This is a genomic window from Flavobacterium crocinum, assembly GCF_003122385.1.
GTDB classification, from domain to species: Bacteria; Bacteroidota; Bacteroidia; order Flavobacteriales; family Flavobacteriaceae; genus Flavobacterium; species Flavobacterium crocinum.
This window is the reverse complement of sequence record NZ_CP029255.1, coordinates 3,900,812-3,916,691: the sequence shown is the minus strand read 5'-3', so window position 1 is coordinate 3,916,691 and position 15,880 is coordinate 3,900,812. Positions and strand designations below refer to the sequence as shown.

15 protein-coding genes and 1 tRNA gene are annotated in these 15,880 nt (G+C 36.9%); 8 read left to right on the top strand and 8 right to left on the bottom strand.

Going from position 1 to position 15,880, the window contains the following annotated elements; translation table 11 throughout:
* The first annotated feature begins 5 nt into the window (after positions 1-5).
* The 3 genes from HYN56_RS17390 to HYN56_RS17380 are packed head-to-tail and all read left to right on the top strand — an operon-like array spanning position 6 to position 2,048.
* Positions 6-653: a hypothetical protein gene (locus tag HYN56_RS17390; protein ID WP_109193333.1), complete on the top strand. Its 648-nt coding sequence runs from the start codon at positions 6-8 to the stop codon at positions 651-653.
* On the top strand, positions 626-1,408 hold the full coding sequence (locus tag HYN56_RS17385) for a sensor histidine kinase (protein WP_109193332.1): 783 nt from the start codon (positions 626-628) through the stop codon (positions 1,406-1,408). The genes HYN56_RS17390 and HYN56_RS17385 overlap by 28 nt, the downstream gene beginning before the upstream one ends.
* Positions 1,398-2,048, top strand: a complete 651-nt coding sequence (locus tag HYN56_RS17380; protein WP_109193331.1) for a response regulator transcription factor — start codon at positions 1,398-1,400, stop codon at positions 2,046-2,048. The genes HYN56_RS17385 and HYN56_RS17380 overlap by 11 nt, the downstream gene beginning before the upstream one ends.
* A 1-nt stretch (position 2,049) precedes the next feature.
* On the opposite strand, the gene HYN56_RS17375 is transcribed toward HYN56_RS17380, so the two are convergent.
* Positions 2,050-2,562, bottom strand: coding sequence for an adenine phosphoribosyltransferase (locus tag HYN56_RS17375; RefSeq protein ID WP_109193330.1), 513 nt, complete (start codon positions 2,560-2,562; stop codon positions 2,050-2,052).
* Between the two features lie 116 nt (positions 2,563-2,678).
* Between HYN56_RS17375 and HYN56_RS17370 the strand changes: the two genes are divergently transcribed.
* Positions 2,679-2,752: transfer RNA gene (locus HYN56_RS17370), tRNA-Arg, on the top strand.
* Between the two features lie 108 nt (positions 2,753-2,860).
* Here HYN56_RS17370 and HYN56_RS17365 read toward each other — a convergent pair.
* Positions 2,861-4,354, bottom strand: a complete 1,494-nt coding sequence (locus tag HYN56_RS17365; RefSeq protein WP_205727625.1) for a DUF1254 domain-containing protein — start codon at positions 4,352-4,354, stop codon at positions 2,861-2,863.
* Positions 4,355-4,383: 29 nt separating this feature from the next.
* Positions 4,384-5,835 (bottom strand): DUF1254 domain-containing protein, encoded by a 1,452-nt coding sequence (locus tag HYN56_RS17360; RefSeq protein WP_109193329.1) that lies wholly within the window; start codon positions 5,833-5,835, stop codon positions 4,384-4,386.
* A gap of 1,120 nt (positions 5,836-6,955) precedes the next feature.
* On the opposite strand from HYN56_RS17360, the gene HYN56_RS17355 reads away from it, so the two are divergent.
* The 3 genes from HYN56_RS17355 to HYN56_RS17345 all read left to right on the top strand — a co-directional run bounded on the left by HYN56_RS17355 (position 6,956) and on the right by HYN56_RS17345 (position 9,335).
* Positions 6,956-7,531 (top strand): Crp/Fnr family transcriptional regulator, encoded by a 576-nt coding sequence (locus tag HYN56_RS17355; RefSeq protein ID WP_053471291.1) that lies wholly within the window; start codon positions 6,956-6,958, stop codon positions 7,529-7,531.
* Positions 7,532-7,599: 68 nt separating this feature from the next.
* Positions 7,600-8,052, top strand: a complete 453-nt coding sequence (locus HYN56_RS17350; protein ID WP_053471468.1) for a carboxymuconolactone decarboxylase family protein — start codon at positions 7,600-7,602, stop codon at positions 8,050-8,052.
* 989 nt (positions 8,053-9,041) lie between these two features.
* Complete coding sequence (locus HYN56_RS17345) at positions 9,042-9,335, top strand: DUF6965 family protein (RefSeq protein ID WP_109193328.1); 294 nt, start codon at positions 9,042-9,044, stop codon at positions 9,333-9,335.
* Between the two features lie 72 nt (positions 9,336-9,407).
* Here HYN56_RS17345 and HYN56_RS17340 read toward each other — a convergent pair whose 3' ends face one another.
* The 4 genes from HYN56_RS17340 to HYN56_RS17325 form a co-directional block, all read right to left on the bottom strand.
* Entirely contained in the window at positions 9,408-9,854 is a 447-nt protein-coding gene (locus HYN56_RS17340; RefSeq protein ID WP_109194856.1) for a response regulator, read from the bottom strand.
* Between the two features lie 138 nt (positions 9,855-9,992).
* Positions 9,993-10,196 (bottom strand): Ku family protein, encoded by a 204-nt coding sequence (locus HYN56_RS17335; RefSeq protein ID WP_240622579.1) that lies wholly within the window; start codon positions 10,194-10,196, stop codon positions 9,993-9,995.
* Positions 10,197-10,870: 674 nt separating this feature from the next.
* Positions 10,871-12,487: an alkyl/aryl-sulfatase gene (locus HYN56_RS17330; RefSeq protein WP_394336283.1), complete on the bottom strand. Its 1,617-nt coding sequence runs from the start codon at positions 12,485-12,487 to the stop codon at positions 10,871-10,873.
* Between the two features lie 3 nt (positions 12,488-12,490).
* Complete coding sequence (locus HYN56_RS17325) at positions 12,491-12,889, bottom strand: hypothetical protein (protein ID WP_109193326.1); 399 nt, start codon at positions 12,887-12,889, stop codon at positions 12,491-12,493.
* A gap of 767 nt (positions 12,890-13,656) precedes the next feature.
* Here HYN56_RS17325 and HYN56_RS17320 point away from each other — a divergent pair.
* Positions 13,657-14,967 (top strand): DUF389 domain-containing protein, encoded by a 1,311-nt coding sequence (locus HYN56_RS17320; protein WP_109193325.1) that lies wholly within the window; start codon positions 13,657-13,659, stop codon positions 14,965-14,967.
* A 217-nt stretch (positions 14,968-15,184) separates the two neighbouring features.
* Here HYN56_RS17320 and HYN56_RS17315 read toward each other — a convergent pair whose 3' ends face one another.
* Entirely contained in the window at positions 15,185-15,832 is a 648-nt protein-coding gene (locus tag HYN56_RS17315) for a porin family protein (RefSeq protein ID WP_109193324.1), read from the bottom strand.
* Positions 15,833-15,880 lie beyond the last annotated feature (48 nt).

Sequence of the window (15,880 nt, the reverse complement as noted above, 5' to 3'; positions counted from 1 at the left end):
TATCTATGTTTGAATTTTTAAGATCTTATATCATTTATCTGGCTTTATTATCAGGAATCGTTGGTGTACTTTCACTGCCAAAACTTCCTGGTAATAAAGCTAAATTTTTAGTACTTTTAATCTGGTTTTCAATCATAACCGAAATTGTAGGTTACTATTTTACGCAATGGACAGGTTTGCTAAATTATTATGTTTACAATTTCTACATGTTTGCCAGTTTTTCTGCCTATATTTTACTTCTAAGAGCCTTATTAACCAAACACAATAACCGAATTGCCTCAATTGTCTTTTTTATCTTATTTATAATTGCTTATTTCTTAAACCTGCTGTATTTTAAAGACGATATGAATCGTTCTTTTACCTACAGCTTTGCAATTGGCGTTTTACTAGTATTGATATTATCCTGTTTATATCTGATTGAGATTTTTAATTCTGAAAAAATATTAAATTTTAAAAAATCGGTCTTTTTCTGGTATGTTTTAGGAATACTGGTATTTCATGTTCCTTTTACACCATTTATGCTGGCAATAAACTGGTTTTTAATCAAACAGGACGAATCTATTTTTAGTCTCGTTTTGTTTATTTTAAATTTTCTGGCACACAGCTGTTTTATAATCGGATTTCTATGGAGCGAAAAGAAATACAATTATTAGTCATTTCACTGGGTATCGTTTTCTTTACCCTCATTATCGTTTTAGTTATCATTTTCTTCTATTTTTTAAAGAAGAAAAACAATTTCGTAGTTGAGAAAATGGAAGCCGATTTGTATTTCCAGTCCGAATTAGTCAAAACCAGAATCGAGATAAAAGATCAGACCTTATCCGAAATCAGTAAAGAACTGCATGATAATATCGGTCAGATTATTTCGGTCGCCATTATGCAACTTAATATTTCAATCAGCAATAAAAATGTAAATATTGAAGAACTTAAAGATTTAAAAGCCGTTTTAGCCAAATCGCTGGACGAATTAAGAATTCTGTCCCGAATTATCAATAAAGACAATTTACTGCAGAACAATTTCTTGGAAGCCATTCAGCAGGATCTGGAAAGGATTAAGAAACTTAAAAAAATAAAATACAATTTAAATCAGATTGGAACCGTACCAGCGATAAATGAAGAACATGAATTAATTATTTACAGAATCTTTCAGGAAGCGCTTCATAACAGCCTAAAACATTCCAGAAGTGATTTATTTGATGTTTTTATCGAAACTACCGAGACGGTTTTCAGATTAAAACTAAAAGATTTCGGAATTGGATATGATCTTAAAAAATCAAATTCGGGTTTAGGCTTAAACAATATGAAACTGAGAGCCAAGCTAATTGGTGCCAGACTAATTTTGAATTCTGATGAAACCGGAACAAGTGTAACTATCGAATACCCTTTAACTCAAGGCCATGAAAACTAACTCAAAAAATAAAATTATAATTGTAGATGATCATTTGCTATTTTCCCAGTCTTTAGAACTTTTAATCAAAAGTTTTGGTGATTATGAAGTAATAGAACGTTTTGAAAATGGCAAAGTGTTTATTGATTATCTTGAAGAAAATACATTGGCTGAAATTGATCTTATTTTGCTTGATGTGAATATGCCTGTTTTGGACGGATTAAGTACTATGAAATGGTTGAAAGAAAACCGACCAGACCTGAAAGTAATTGCTTTATCGGTTAATGACGATGATGAAATTATTATCAAAATGATTACCAACGGCGCCAAAGGTTATTTACTGAAAGACACTTCACCTGAAATTTTTAGAGAAGCGATAGAATGTGTAATGGAAAAGGGCTTTTATTTCACCGAATTGGTTTCCGGAATGCTCATCAATAAAGTAAATAGCGATAACAAAAAAATCAATTTAAAGGAAAAAGAAATTGTCTTTATCAAACACGCCTGCACTGAAATGACTTATAAAGAAATTGCATCAGAAATGTGTTTAAGCCCTAAAACTATTGACGGTTACCGTGAAATACTTTTTGACAAACTTGAAATAAAAACCCGAATCGGATTAGTGCTTTATGCCATTAAGCATAAAATTGTTTTGGTCTGAATCAATAAGTCAATGCAGCAAAAACAGGATATTCTTTTATTTTTTCTCTTCCGTTAAGGAAAGTCAACTCCATTAAGAAATTGCACTGTACAATTTCGCCTCCTAATTTTTCAACCAATTCGCAGACTGCTTTTGCTGTTCCGCCAGTTGCGAGAACATCATCATGAATTAATACGCGATCTCCTTTTTTAATGGCATCTATGTGCATTTCCAGACTATCAGAACCATATTCTAATTCATAAAAAGCAGAAATTGTTTCATACGGAAGCTTTTTAGGTTTTCTCACTGGAACAAATCCGGCATTTAATTCCTGAGCTAATAACATTCCTAAGAAAAAACCACGGGATTCTGCCCCCACAACTTTATCAATTTTCTTTCCTTCTAAAGAATCAACCAGAATTTTTAGGCAATTTGTTCTTGCTTCGGGGTTAATTAGCAGTGGCGTGATATCTTTAAACAAAATTCCTTCTTTAGGAAAACCCTGAATATCACGTATATACTTTTCAATCTTCATTTTTTTTTAATTTTCTGTTATTTTTTCCTTGTTTATCTCACATTTATGTCTATCTTTGCACCCGCAATAAGCAATCAACAAAGCTACAAAAAATTAGCTTAATGATAGCAAAAACAGGCCTCGTGGCGCAACTGAATAGCGCATCTGATTACGGCTCAGAAGGTTACAGGTTTGAATCCTGTCGAGGTCACAACGCCAAATGGCGCCAATTGAAGACAATTGGCGCCATTTTTTATTTGTATTACTATACAATAATCTTAAAATAATTTTTTCTTTTATCTTCTCTTTTTAACTGAAATTAAATTTTTACTACAGACGGAGGCGTCCATTGATTTTTAATAACTGACTGCTTTGGGCCGTAGCATCTGAAATATAAACAGAAATCTTTTGCAGGACTCGGCAGCCAATTGGATTTTTTGTCCCCTTGCGGCTCCGCATGCTGCACGTATAAGGTAAGCGAGCCATCGGCATTATACTTTAAATCCCTGTTTTTGGTTCCAACTGAATAGCGTTTTATGGCATTGGGATAGAAAAAGTGATACTCGTCATAAAGCGTGAGGGACCAGAAGCCGTCTACAGGCGGGAGGTTGCCTTTTGCAAATGTCAGGGTATACTGTTTAGAACCATTCAGTCTAACTCCTTTTGAATCGAGATCCTGATAAAAATATTTTGTTTCCTTTCCTGCATTTACCAGTATATTGGATTTTGCTATGGCTGTACGTGTGAAATAATCCGTTCCGAAAGCAGCACAGTTATCGGCAGTGGTCCAGTTCCCTGCAAGAGGTATTCCCCAATTGCGGAATTGCAGCAATGGATCAACCAGTTCCTTGTCTGCCTTATGGGCTTCCTCAATCATCGCTTTTTTCAATGCAGGATCTTTCTTTGCCGCTTCGATTACAGCCAGTACCTGTGCGTAACGAGCTTCCTCGCCGGGTAATGGAGGTGCGTCTTTCAATACCACAGCAAGCTGGTCGAAAAAGGTATCCGGAAAGACCCATTTCGTTTCTTCAGATCCGCCATCTTTTGTCGGCGAACCTAAGGATGGAAGCCTGCTCCAGTCCTGCTGTTTCATTTTTCCGTCAAATTTATCCAGCGCATAGACATCAATAGAATTAATTATGGCCTGGACTGCATTTTTATCTGAGGGCGTATCATCCTGAAAAACTCTAGGTACAATAAAGGCTGTTCCTGTCTTGCTATAGAATACTTTAGTGATTCCTTTAGGCACCTTTCCTTTCCATTGGGGACCCGCCAGCATGTAAAACCCAGGCTTCGTGCCATACATCTTCCCAAGCTGCGCAAAAGCATCTGTGCGCAGATCCACCACCTGATATACCCAGAAGCGCTCGCCGAAATCCGGAACCTGAATTACAACCGGAGTTTCATCAAGGGCGGCAATGGCCGCTCCATAAACCACATCCTGATTCGGACAGGCTACCCAGCGCTGCTCAGGCTTGATATAATCATGAAGCATTGCCAAAGAATTTAATGGCGCAAATGGCAGTACGCCATTCATAAGGCCGACTTTAGGCGACTGCTTGAAAGCAAGGCGGCGGTTATAGATGTTTTCCATCGGCCATGCCCAGAAATAGGCATCTCTTGCGACCTGTCTTGCATAAGATTCTGTAATCTTCACATTTACATCTGGGCCAGGAGGCAGTGAATCTGAAAATTTGCCTTCAGTATCAGCATTAGTTTCTTCAGAAGATAATGCTCCATTTTTATCGCCTTTATTCTGATTGCAGGATGCCAGTGCAAGAATTGCAATCATCAAAATCAGTTTATTCTTCATCCTTAAAATTTTAAAAAATAACCCCTTAATTATTTGATTTTTTCAACGTCATTTAATTTCCAGCTCTGATCATACAGCTTCGGAGTAGGACCGTAAAAACGTGCTAAAATTTCAAATTTTCCTTTAGGATCCGTTGGAATCCAATTCGATTCGCCGGATTCAGGCGCTTCTGGGCCAAAATAAAGGTCTACAGAACCGTCGCTGTTGGTTTTAAGCCCGGGACTCTGTGAAGAGCGACCTACACGCTTGGCATTTTTAATGAAAGTATGGGTTTCACGATTGTAAACCGTCATTGACCAATATTGTTTTACCGGCACATTGGCAGGCACGTGGAGTTTATAAGAACTTTTTCCATCTAAAACATTTCCCTGCTTATCGACAATCTGTATCAGATAATACTGGGATTCTCCAATATGCTTGGCACTGAAAAAAATGATCATATATACAAGGCCCCTGTTGTCTACTGGATAGGATTCAGCAACATCATAGTTATTTTTAATATTATCAGCAAAATCTTTCGTCGCAGGAAAAACCCAGTGTGTATCTCTATAAAAAGGAGGCATAGCCTCAAGATTGACATTCAGCCATTCTCTCGCTGCCTTCACTGATGCTGTAAGAATCTCTTTAGTTCTAGCATCAGGATTAAAAGATTTTCCTCGTTGTATGCCAACCGTTTTTAGAATATCAATCTGGGCCCTGTCCCTTTCCAGCCAAGGCTCAGATTGTACAATTCTGTTTAAGGATTCATAAAAACTGATATCATATGGAATAGCTGAGTCAAAGACTTTTTCGCTGGCATCCACAAAAACAGTCGCTGGATTTTTTGAAGCCTCACTTAACGGATAAACCTTTATACGTTTGGAATACTCAACAGCAGCGGCTACATCCTCAGCACTGCCGCTCTTCAAAACGGATCTCAACAGCGCATAACCTCTATAAGTATCTGACTGTAATGGGATATACCCCGACGGGATTTTACCCCTATCATAGCCTGGAGGAAGAAATAAGTATTTCCCTCCCTTGCCTTTATCAACTCCTCCGGGACCAACATCTTCAAGAGAATTCTGCCAATAGGTCATAATGCTTCCATTAAATACGCCACCATCTGCAGGCGGAATTTCAAGCACAACTGGTCCTGTTTTTTCTGTATTGAAAAAGGGCATTAAATAAATCACGTCCGGATTTGGAGTCAAAGTCTGATTTTTCCAGTCCAACAGTTTTGGCCAGATTACGACCTGATTGTCTTTTCCATTGATTTTAAAAAAAGCATCAGCCATCAGCTGAAAATTTACTGCCGGCATGCCCCAAATAGCAGCTTCTATTCCGCGCTGATATAGAATCTGTTCCTGAATATTTGCGGGCTTAAAATTGGAAATTGCAGTGTCACTTGCAGTTGTGTTCTCGGACTCATTTACTGTGGTCTTTTTGGTGCAGGCTGAGCTTAACAAAATTAATAGTAAAAGAATAAACTTGTTTTTCATAATAGCAATTTATTAGTGGTTACAAATTTTATTATTTCATATTTTATCATTTCTCCTTCACTATTTACGTAAATATATTTAGTAAAATGTCAAAATGAATAGAAATCCAAAGTGCAAGATGTTAAAGTCTGTCAGTGATGTTGGCGAAACCTTATATGCTGTAATAAGAAATAAACAATATCCATTTTTATACAGTTTAAAGCTACAATATTTTTTTTAATTTTATTCATTTTAGACACAAGTATTTAAACATCAACAACTTTAACTCTCAAGATTGGGTCTAAGTATCGTTTTCTACTTATGCCAACTCATGGCAATTTTTGCTCTCGACTTGATACTATTATACCATAAAATTTTAATGACAATATTAAATAAGTTTAGCTAACCATTCCACTACTTCTTCTGGATAAGATATAAGGAAGACTTATCCAACCATATAAAAAAATAAAAAGATTTATTTTTAAACTCCAGACAGTAATTCGTAGAGCCAAAGAAAGACAACTCTACAGTAAAGTATAACAATCTTTCGCAAATCCTCCCTAATATTTGTAGAATTGTATGTTAGTTTACAGCATGAACCAATTGAGTTTTTATAATTTTTGCATCAATCCCCAACAGGACATCTAAACCAAATGCAGAAAGCCAATGGAAGACAGACACTACATATAGAAAGCCAATTTCTTCAAATCATCCAAAAATGATGTTGTAATTTGTCCTGTCCCCGTCACTAGAAAGCCAAATGGCGCCAATTGAAGACAATTGGCGCCATTTTTTTATCTACACTAATAAATACGCTAACTTTCAATCATTTTTGCTTTTATTTTCTTTATTTCAAACAATAGCCAAATTGCATCAAAGTATATACTATATAAAAAACAGCACAAATAGTCGATTTGCCACTCGATAACCTAACAGGATTCGAACCCCCAGAATATAATAGAAAGTGACTCTATATAATCTCCAAATTGCTTTCAATTACTATTCAATGACAAATAATGAAATCTGATTTCAAAAAGTATCTAAGCATATTATTGCTATATTTGCTTAAGAGCCTGCCAGCGATGCCATTCCGATTAAAAAGCTGGCCAAACAGTCAAAACCAATATGTCATTTACGCCAGATGTCCAATATACTCAAAAACCATATAGCCAAATTTGCACAGGTCTCAGACAATGACTTTGAGCAGATCAAAAAATTCTTCGACATTAAAGAAACTTATAAAAAAGAGAACCTTCTAAAGGAGGGACAGATCTGCCGGCATCATTATTTTGTTTTGGACGGCCTGCTTAGAAAGTTTTATATTAACGAGAAAGGTACCGAACAAACCACGGAATTTGCCATAGAAACATGGTGGCTTACCGATAACTTTGCCTACGAGAACCAGCTCGCGACAGAATTTTATATTCAGGCAGTAGAGAAATCAACATTGCTTTACATCACTTTGGAGAAGCAGCAGAAGTTGCTGGAAGAGTTTCCGGTAATGGAGCGCTATTTCCGTTTTGTTTACCAGAGGGCATATGCGGCGGCCCAAAAACGCATTAAATTCCTTTTCTCGTTCTCTAAGGAAGAGTTTTATTTCCAGGCAGTCAGAAACCACCCCGAATTCATCCAGCGCGTTCCCCAATACCTGATTGCTTCCTATCTAGGATTCACACCCGAATACTTGAGCGAAATACGCAAAAGGCTTCTTTCTTAAACCAGTTTAAGTTTTTTCCTTTCCTTATTGTTCAATTTTGCATGGAACAATTTAAAAATAATAATACAATGCAAAAACGACTTAACATTAAGCAGGCCGCTCCAGATGCACTGAAAGCGATGATCGGCCTTGAAAGCTACCTTTCAAAGATTTCCATATCCAAGACAGCCAAAGAACTCATAAAGATACGTGCCTCGCAGATTAACGGCTGTGCATACTGCATCAACATCCACACCCAGGACGCCGTTAAAAACGGCGAGTCAAACCAGCGTATTTTTCTCTTGAGTGCCTGGAAGGAAGCTGGGGACATTTTTACAGAAGAGGAAAAAGCAGTTCTTGCTGTAACTGAAGAAATAACATTAATCCATGAGAATGGATTAACGGATGAAACCTATACAAAGGCCTTGCAGTATTTCAGTGAAAGCCAGATAGCAGATATAATAACGGCCGTAATTACAATCAATCTTTGGAACAGGGTTGTTCTCAGCACCCATCTCCGTATAGGAGAAAGTCTTGCATAACATTGCAAAAAAAAAAAATAGTTTAATTACGATGCATCAAAAATTTTAGAATTACAATTAAATTTGAAGACGATAGGCCCGATTTGTTTCGGGCTTATTGCTTTTACGAAAAACTTATTTAGGATAACCAATTAGCAAACATTTTAATGTTTCCGAAAGACGGCAAATTGCTGACATTCCTCTATTTATCACAAAACATACATCAATTTTTTTGGTCCTAATAGCAACACAAATTCTTTTACATCGAGACAAAAGATTGGTACTGATAGCTGGAAACGCTCCTAAAAATCATTAATATAAAAAATCTGAGAGTAATTCATAAAGCTGAAGAAAAACAATCCTACCCTAACTAAAACATTTTTTTTAATCCTTGATAAAATTTGTAAATTTATATTTGTTTAATGCTATGAATCAATTGAGTTTGTATAATTTTTACATCAATCCCCAACGGTACATCTAAACCAAAATAATATAGCCAATGAAAGACAGACACTACATGTAGTACGCCAATCTCTTCAAATCTTCCAAAAAATTTATTGTAATTTGTCCCGTAGAGGTCACAAAGCCAAATGGCGCCAATTGAAGAGAATTGGTGCCATTTCTTTTTTTAAGTGACAACTCGTAATTTTTAATTAAGCAAAGAGATGTCAATATTTAACTCTCCAAAAACAAAACTCACCATACAGCTGCCCCTAGCCCCGATAGCAGCGGAAATCCTTCTGCGCCGGTGTTCGGCGCAGAAGATTGCAGCGAATAGCGGGAAAAAGCTCCAAAAAAAAAACCAACTCTAAAAACTAAACCTAAAAACCAGCCCTAAAAAATAACATCATATAAACGCTTCAATAAATAAATAAATAAATAAATAAACAGACAGCCAGTCCTCTGTGCGCCAGACCCCTTGAAAAAAACGCGAAGCGACACCTTCAAAAACCCGCCTCCGCTCCCCCGCATCCCTTGACAGGACATCACTTTTTGCCTAATTTTGCCCTATGAACCCTGAAGAGATAAAAAGATATTTTGAGCATAATCCGCCTCCGAAAGAAGTAAGACTTACCGAGTGGGCCAATATCACCGATACCCAGGTATTCCTAAGGAGCTGCTATTTGACCATCAGAAACTTCAGCGGACCTGTGGAGAGATGCCCCGCGTGGTGGCACCTGAGGGATTTTTATCTTCTCATGAAAAAAACGCCGCAACTGAATTCTGCAGCATCCCAGGAGAATCCTTCAGCAGAACAAGCTATGCCAGCAGAAGAAAATAGCATTCAAGAAACAGGTCATTAGCCGGCTAGTAGAAGACCTGCCGAAAAATGGATTGATTTATGATTTGCTGCAGACAGCACCTTATCTGATATATCAGACAAGCAGAAATCTGCTGCCGCTTTTCTGCACGCTTCCCCAGTCCATCTCAAATACTTTCTGCAAAAGGTCCTTGAGCCCCTGAAAGCTGCTTGGCTTGACGGCATAGAAATCAGCGCCGAGCTTATGGCAGAGCTCGATATTATCGGGGCTTTTGCTTGTGGAGAGCATAATGATCCTCACTTCTTTCAGGGCATCCTCCCTTCTGCGGATTTCCGCAAGGCAGTCAAATCCGTTCTTGATCGGCATATTGATGTCCAGAAAAATCATATCAGGCAGGCGGCCCTTGTTCTTGTCAAGGGTATGGAGCAGTTCCTGCCCGTCGCGGGCGCCCTGGACCACAGCAGGAAGGCTTAAATCCTCCAGAGCATCCAAAAACAGCAGCCTGTCGTCTTCATCGTCATCTGCGTGATAAATAATTTTAGGGGTATTCTGATGTGCCATCGCTTTCACATTTAGGGCAGTCCAAGGCAAGGGGGCCTTGGCAATCTGCAGGAGTTATGGTTAAAGAATCAATAAGGCTCTGCAAATAGGCAAACGATAGAATTATGTCTTGATGTATGGTGAAAAGCAAATATACGGCTAATTTTTTAAAAAAAGCGCTGCAAATTTGGCAAAATCGGCTTCTTTGCCCGTTTCTTCATTTGCACGTCTGAATTTGATATCGGCATGCCCCTTTTTATCCAGCATGTCCATATCCAGACTGCTCTGTTCTACTGCTGAAAAGATCTTGATTGGAATATTTATCAATCCAAAACTCACCGAACCTGTCCATATTGATCTCATAATCTTCGTTTTTAAATTTTATCCTAGATTTAAAAAACACCAGCTGTAAAAATATTACAATTTCACTGGAAGGTTTTATAAAATATCTATTGGAAATACAGTCTAAAAAGTTTAAATAACGGACATAAAATGACTATGACAAGAGAGCTTGAAAAAATTTGAAAAGCTTGAAGGCAATGTAGTGGGCCTGAGATAATCCTTCTCATTTATGATATTCTTCAGCAGTAAGAGGCTCCAACTAAATTACCGCTCCTTTCTCCAGGTGCAGAATCGGCGCACCTATTTCAAAATAAAACCGAAAACACCGTCTAACAATCACTTGAAGCCTTAAGTTCGAATCATTACTAGCTTATAATCCATATATCAAAAAATGAAAAGCAAACTCGGCCAGTAGGCGTTCCAAAAGAAAACTTAAAAGCCAAAAGCCTTTAAACATCATTGTTTAAAGGCTTTTTCTTTTAGGGAAATCTTTAAAAAACACATGCTTTCACAAAGTACAGCTACCTATTTTTATTGTATTATGGCAGGTCTTAATTTAACGGAAAACCTCAAATTAAGACTTATTTTATAATAATTTGCCGAAATTGTATTTGCAGCATCAAATATCAACGCACTAAAAGATAAATTTGGAAGCAGCGATCTTGATCTTATCTCAGCAGCAAATTTCACAACAATTATTTAATTCTGTTCTCCGCCTGCAATGGCAGCACTAAATTCATATTGTTTTTTATGTTAAGGTCAAAAATAGTGCGCAGTTTCTTTAGTACTTCTCCATCCCCACCGATCTTGGCTTTGCCGCCGGATACTAACTTGTCCAACTCCACTTTTCCAGTCATAAGAGAAAGCAAATCGCTCTTGGAAATTTCAAGTGTCGCCATTGGATTTTTACTTTGGTAATCTGATACGCTATTCAACACGCCATTATGCAATTCCAAACCGAATTTGGCTTCTCCTTTTATTACAAGGTTAATATTTAGATTGCCTAGTGCTAAAGCCTTTTTTGGATCAACTGCCATGCTCAAATACGAGATAAGCAGTTCTGGCGGTAATGCCCCGACAACCTCTGGCGAAATTGTGCTAAGATCATTCGGCACATTCCCGCCAATCCTTAGTTCATAAGCACAAGAAAGGTAAAGGTTTCGATAAAGCGCATTTTCTTCCTGATAACCAAGCTGTTCCAAAGCATCAGCCATCAAATAATTTGCTTCTGTATTGCCGCCATTGTATGCGACAATATTATTTAGCAAATCAACAGTAAAGCGATAGTCGCCTAGGTTAAATGATTTAAACGCAGCATCCACCACTTTTCTCTCTCCCCCCATTACTTCTACATAACGCTTCCCTCTTGCATCATCAGGGTAGGTAGCAAGCTTGGCTGCATTTCCGTCAAACCACCCGAGATTAAGAATATATGTTGCCTTTAGGTTATTTTTGAGATGACCATAATATGGGCGATTATACCAACTATTCGATACCGGATCGGGTAACTTTGCTTCTTCAGCAATTTCATCCGGACCATAACCATAATTGGCATAGCGCAATACTGTATTATAAATAGATTGATACAAATCTCTTTGAGTTTTCATATACTCTATCACATTTTTATTATCCCAAACTGGCCAGGTGTGTGGTCCAAAGTTTACCTCCACCTCATCTCCCCATCGGGCAATAACCTCGCCTAAGTAATGTGCCCACAAGTTTGCATCTCTCGATTTTGCACCACGCAAGGTGTAGATGTTGTGCTGCAGATGGTTCAGGTCCTCGGCCATAGACAGCGCTTTCCATTTTCTGATAAAAAACACCATTTCAGCTGGAGCCTCCGCATGGGGAGTTAAAAAGAATTCAAAATTCACCCCATCAATATCGACAGTTTCCCAATTCTTTTTAATCAGCTTATTAGGAATCGGAAGTCCAGAAGCTCCATCTGCCAAAACTACTCCAAGAGCAGCGGTAACCTTGCCTTTTGGCCCAGATTCAAGGATATTGCCATATTGATAACCTGCTCTGCGAGCCATCACATTACCAGCCATCACGTTTTCGCTTACAGCTTCCTCTACAAAATGTTCAGGTGCTATCAATGGAATGCGACCACTGGAAAAGTCTTCAGGAGTGGCAAGTCCTGCTTTAAATATACCGTCAATTCCTCCAAAATGGTCTGCATGGCTGTGAGAAATGATAACAGCTTTTAGCGGTCGTTTCCCACGATTTTTTTCATAAAGTTCGATTGACTTTGCCAAAGTCTCCGGGGAATATTCAATATCAAATAGGATAATTCCATTGTTAGTCTCAATTATTCAAAGGTTAACCAAGTCCTGCCCCCGCACTTGATAAATATTATCAATTACCTTGTACAAACCACCTCGATTTACCAATTGGGCATGGCGCCATAAGCTAGGATTGACCGTAGAAGGCGCTTCCTTATTTTGCATAAAGTTCATCTCGGTTGCGCTGATTACGTCTTTAATATCCCCATTGTTAATTAAGGGGGCAATAAATCCCCTATCAACATCCTTAAAAGCAGTTTTATCATCAAACGCTAACTGCTTATATACAGCCTCATTAAGTTCTTTCGTAAATTTGGAGGCCTCTTTTTGACTGGCATCTGTTAAATACTTTTCACTTCCTTTTTTTTGATTTTGACAAATAGCTGTTATTGAAAAACTTACTGCTGCCATTAAAATTATCTTTTTCATATATGATTATCATTAGATGGTTAATATTCATTTTTTTTAATATTCTATAACTCTCTCACAACAAGAAAAAATTTAATTGCTTACTTTTTTTTGAGTCATAATAGTAAAAAACGCAGCACTATTTCGAAATTTTATTCTCTTTTTTCAGCAATTATCTTTGCACTTTTCTATACACTTCAAAAAAAACTCGTTCTCTCATTTTTGCTTTGAAAGTTTGTAGTATTAGTAAGATGAGGTTTCTCATGGAGACATTCCGCAAAAATTTAAAACGTTTCTTAAAATCATGAAAATTTCCAAATGTGATTTCTGACAATAGCAAATTTGGCTTTTATTTGCTTTAAGTTGAATATCAAAAATGTTTGCGTCCCATGTTTGGTAAGAGCTATAAGAAATTAACTTAAGCATTAACATAAGAATGCCGAATAGCTAGCTAAAATTCCTACGCTAGCTAAAATAAAAATTTGTTTATCCAACTCCAGAATATCAGGGCCAGTTTATTGTTTCAAATTGTAAAATGAAACAAAGTTGTAGGATATGAAACAAAATCAAAGGGACGCTCACCATATATTTGGCTTAACTAAAAACAATTTTTGAACATCTCTCAAAATAGATTTGATAGTTTTTTGCGGCTAAAAGTGTAAATTTGATTTAAGCGCTCAAAACAGAGCATATCTTTCTGGTTTTTAAATATTTATGCTGATTCATTTTAAATATTTAAAAACCTTTAAAAAAGCATTATCTATATTTTAAATGTCAATAGAAAAATTATGAGAAAAATCACAGACTTATTCAATTTAAGGGAAGGAGAAGATGACAGGGCAAAAACATTGGAAACCGTAAGAAGGAATATAACCTTTGAAGGTGCCAATCTTTGGATTCTAGCCTGTGCCATTATTATAGCCTCAGTAGGACTGAATGTTAATTCAACAGCTGTCATAATTGGAGCAATGCTGATATCTCCTCTTATGGGCCCCATAGTAGGAGCAGGATTTGCACTGGGTATTTATGATTTTGTATTGCTTAAAAAATCACTTAAAAATCTGCTGAATGCTACGGCAGTAAGCCTTGCAGTTTCCACGCTTTATTTTTATCTCAGTCCCTTCAAAGACGTGCAGTCGGAATTACTGGCCCGAACCTCTCCAAATATTTATGATATCCTTATTGCATTTTTTGGAGGAGTTGTCGGAGTGATTGCCGTAACAAGATCAGAGAAAGGAAACCCTATCCCCGGTGTTGCCATTGCAACTGCCCTAATGCCTCCGCTTTGTACCGCCGGCTACGGTCTTGCAACAGCGCAATGGTCATTTTTTTTAGGGGCATTTTATCTTTATTGCATCAATTGCGTCTTTATTGGAATTGCTACATTTTTAATTATTAAATATCTTAATTATAGAGCTGTCAAACAAGTTGACGAAAAGAGTCAGAAACGCGTTAAATACATTATCGTTTTTCTAATAATAATTATGCTCCTGCCAAGCAGCTACCTTGCCTATTCGCTTTATCAGGAACAGCAGTTTAAAAAAAATATAAACATATTTATTGAAAATGAATTTACTGACAAGGGATATACGATCGTCTATAAAAAAACAGACTATACTGCCAATGCCAAAAATCTTGAGCTGGCCTTTCTTTCTAAACGTTTTTCCCCCTCAGAAATAGAAAACCTTAAAACCAAGCTGGAGAGCAATGAATACCTTTCGGATACACAATTAGAAATCCGACAGGACACTACCGACCGCTTCAATACATTAAAAGGAGATATTTTAAATCAGATTAAAGGCAGTGAAAATGAGATGAACCTAAAAGATGTCAAAATAATGCAGCTTGAGAAAGAAATCGAAAGTAATAAAATTGATAATCGCCAAATATTAAAAGAAACATCTGCATTATTTCCATCTGTCAGCTCAATCTCTATTACCAAAAGTACAATGATCAATCAAAGGGACAGCATCACTACTTTAACAGCTGTGATATATGGAAGCAGCACGGAGCTGAGCAAGACAGATAATGCCCGATTAGCTGAATGGCTCAATGAACGGCTGAAGGTTAAAGATGTCTCTCTATTCAAAAAAAATTAAGTAAGGACATTTTTTTTTACAGGACAATTCTTAGGCAAATTCATAAACCTTAAAGACATTCGAAAATAAACCAGATGCACCTTGAATCAGAAAAAAAGATAGTCCCGGCAGCTCGAACTAGATGGACAAATCTCTTTGCACGTGCTGAATTTTTCAAACTATCAAATAAAAAAATCCGCTCTATGAGCGGATTCTATAAATATGAAGGGTACTAACTCTAATTAAAAAAATAACCAATGGTTATCTGAAAAACTCTATTCTTCATATCGCTGTTGATGATGTAATTTCCTGTCGGATTTGCTTCTTTGAATATATCTGAATACGAGATATTATATCTTGCATCGGCGTAGAACTTATCTTTAAATTGATAGCCTAAGCCAAAATTTACAGAAGTATCTATTCCATTTGTATAGTCTTTCAAATTAAGATTTTCACGATTTTCATATCCTAAAAAATTGTCTTGATATTCGTTTTTAGCTTTCAAAAGTATTCCTATTTGCGGTCCTGCCTGAATGCTAAATCCTTTTACAACATAATATTTTAACATCACCGGAATATTGATGTAGTTTAAACTTATGGTACTTTTGTAATGCGAATTTTCGACCTCTGCATCAGCATAAGAAAACTTCATTCCTTGCTGGCTGTATACTAATTCGGGTTGAATAGAAAATTTTTTCGCAACAGGAATCTCAGCCATTAAACCAGCATTAAATCCGCTTTTATTTGAAGAGTTTATTTCACTCTCGTCAAAACTAAGACTGGAAATATTTAAGCCAGCTTTCACGCCCAGTCTGACCTTTTTGGTTTGAGCTGTTACAGTCGCACACAATATAAGTGTACACATAATTAGCATGGATTTTTTCATAAAATTTAATTGGTTTTAAGAATGGTAACTCTATTTTTATAGAGTTAC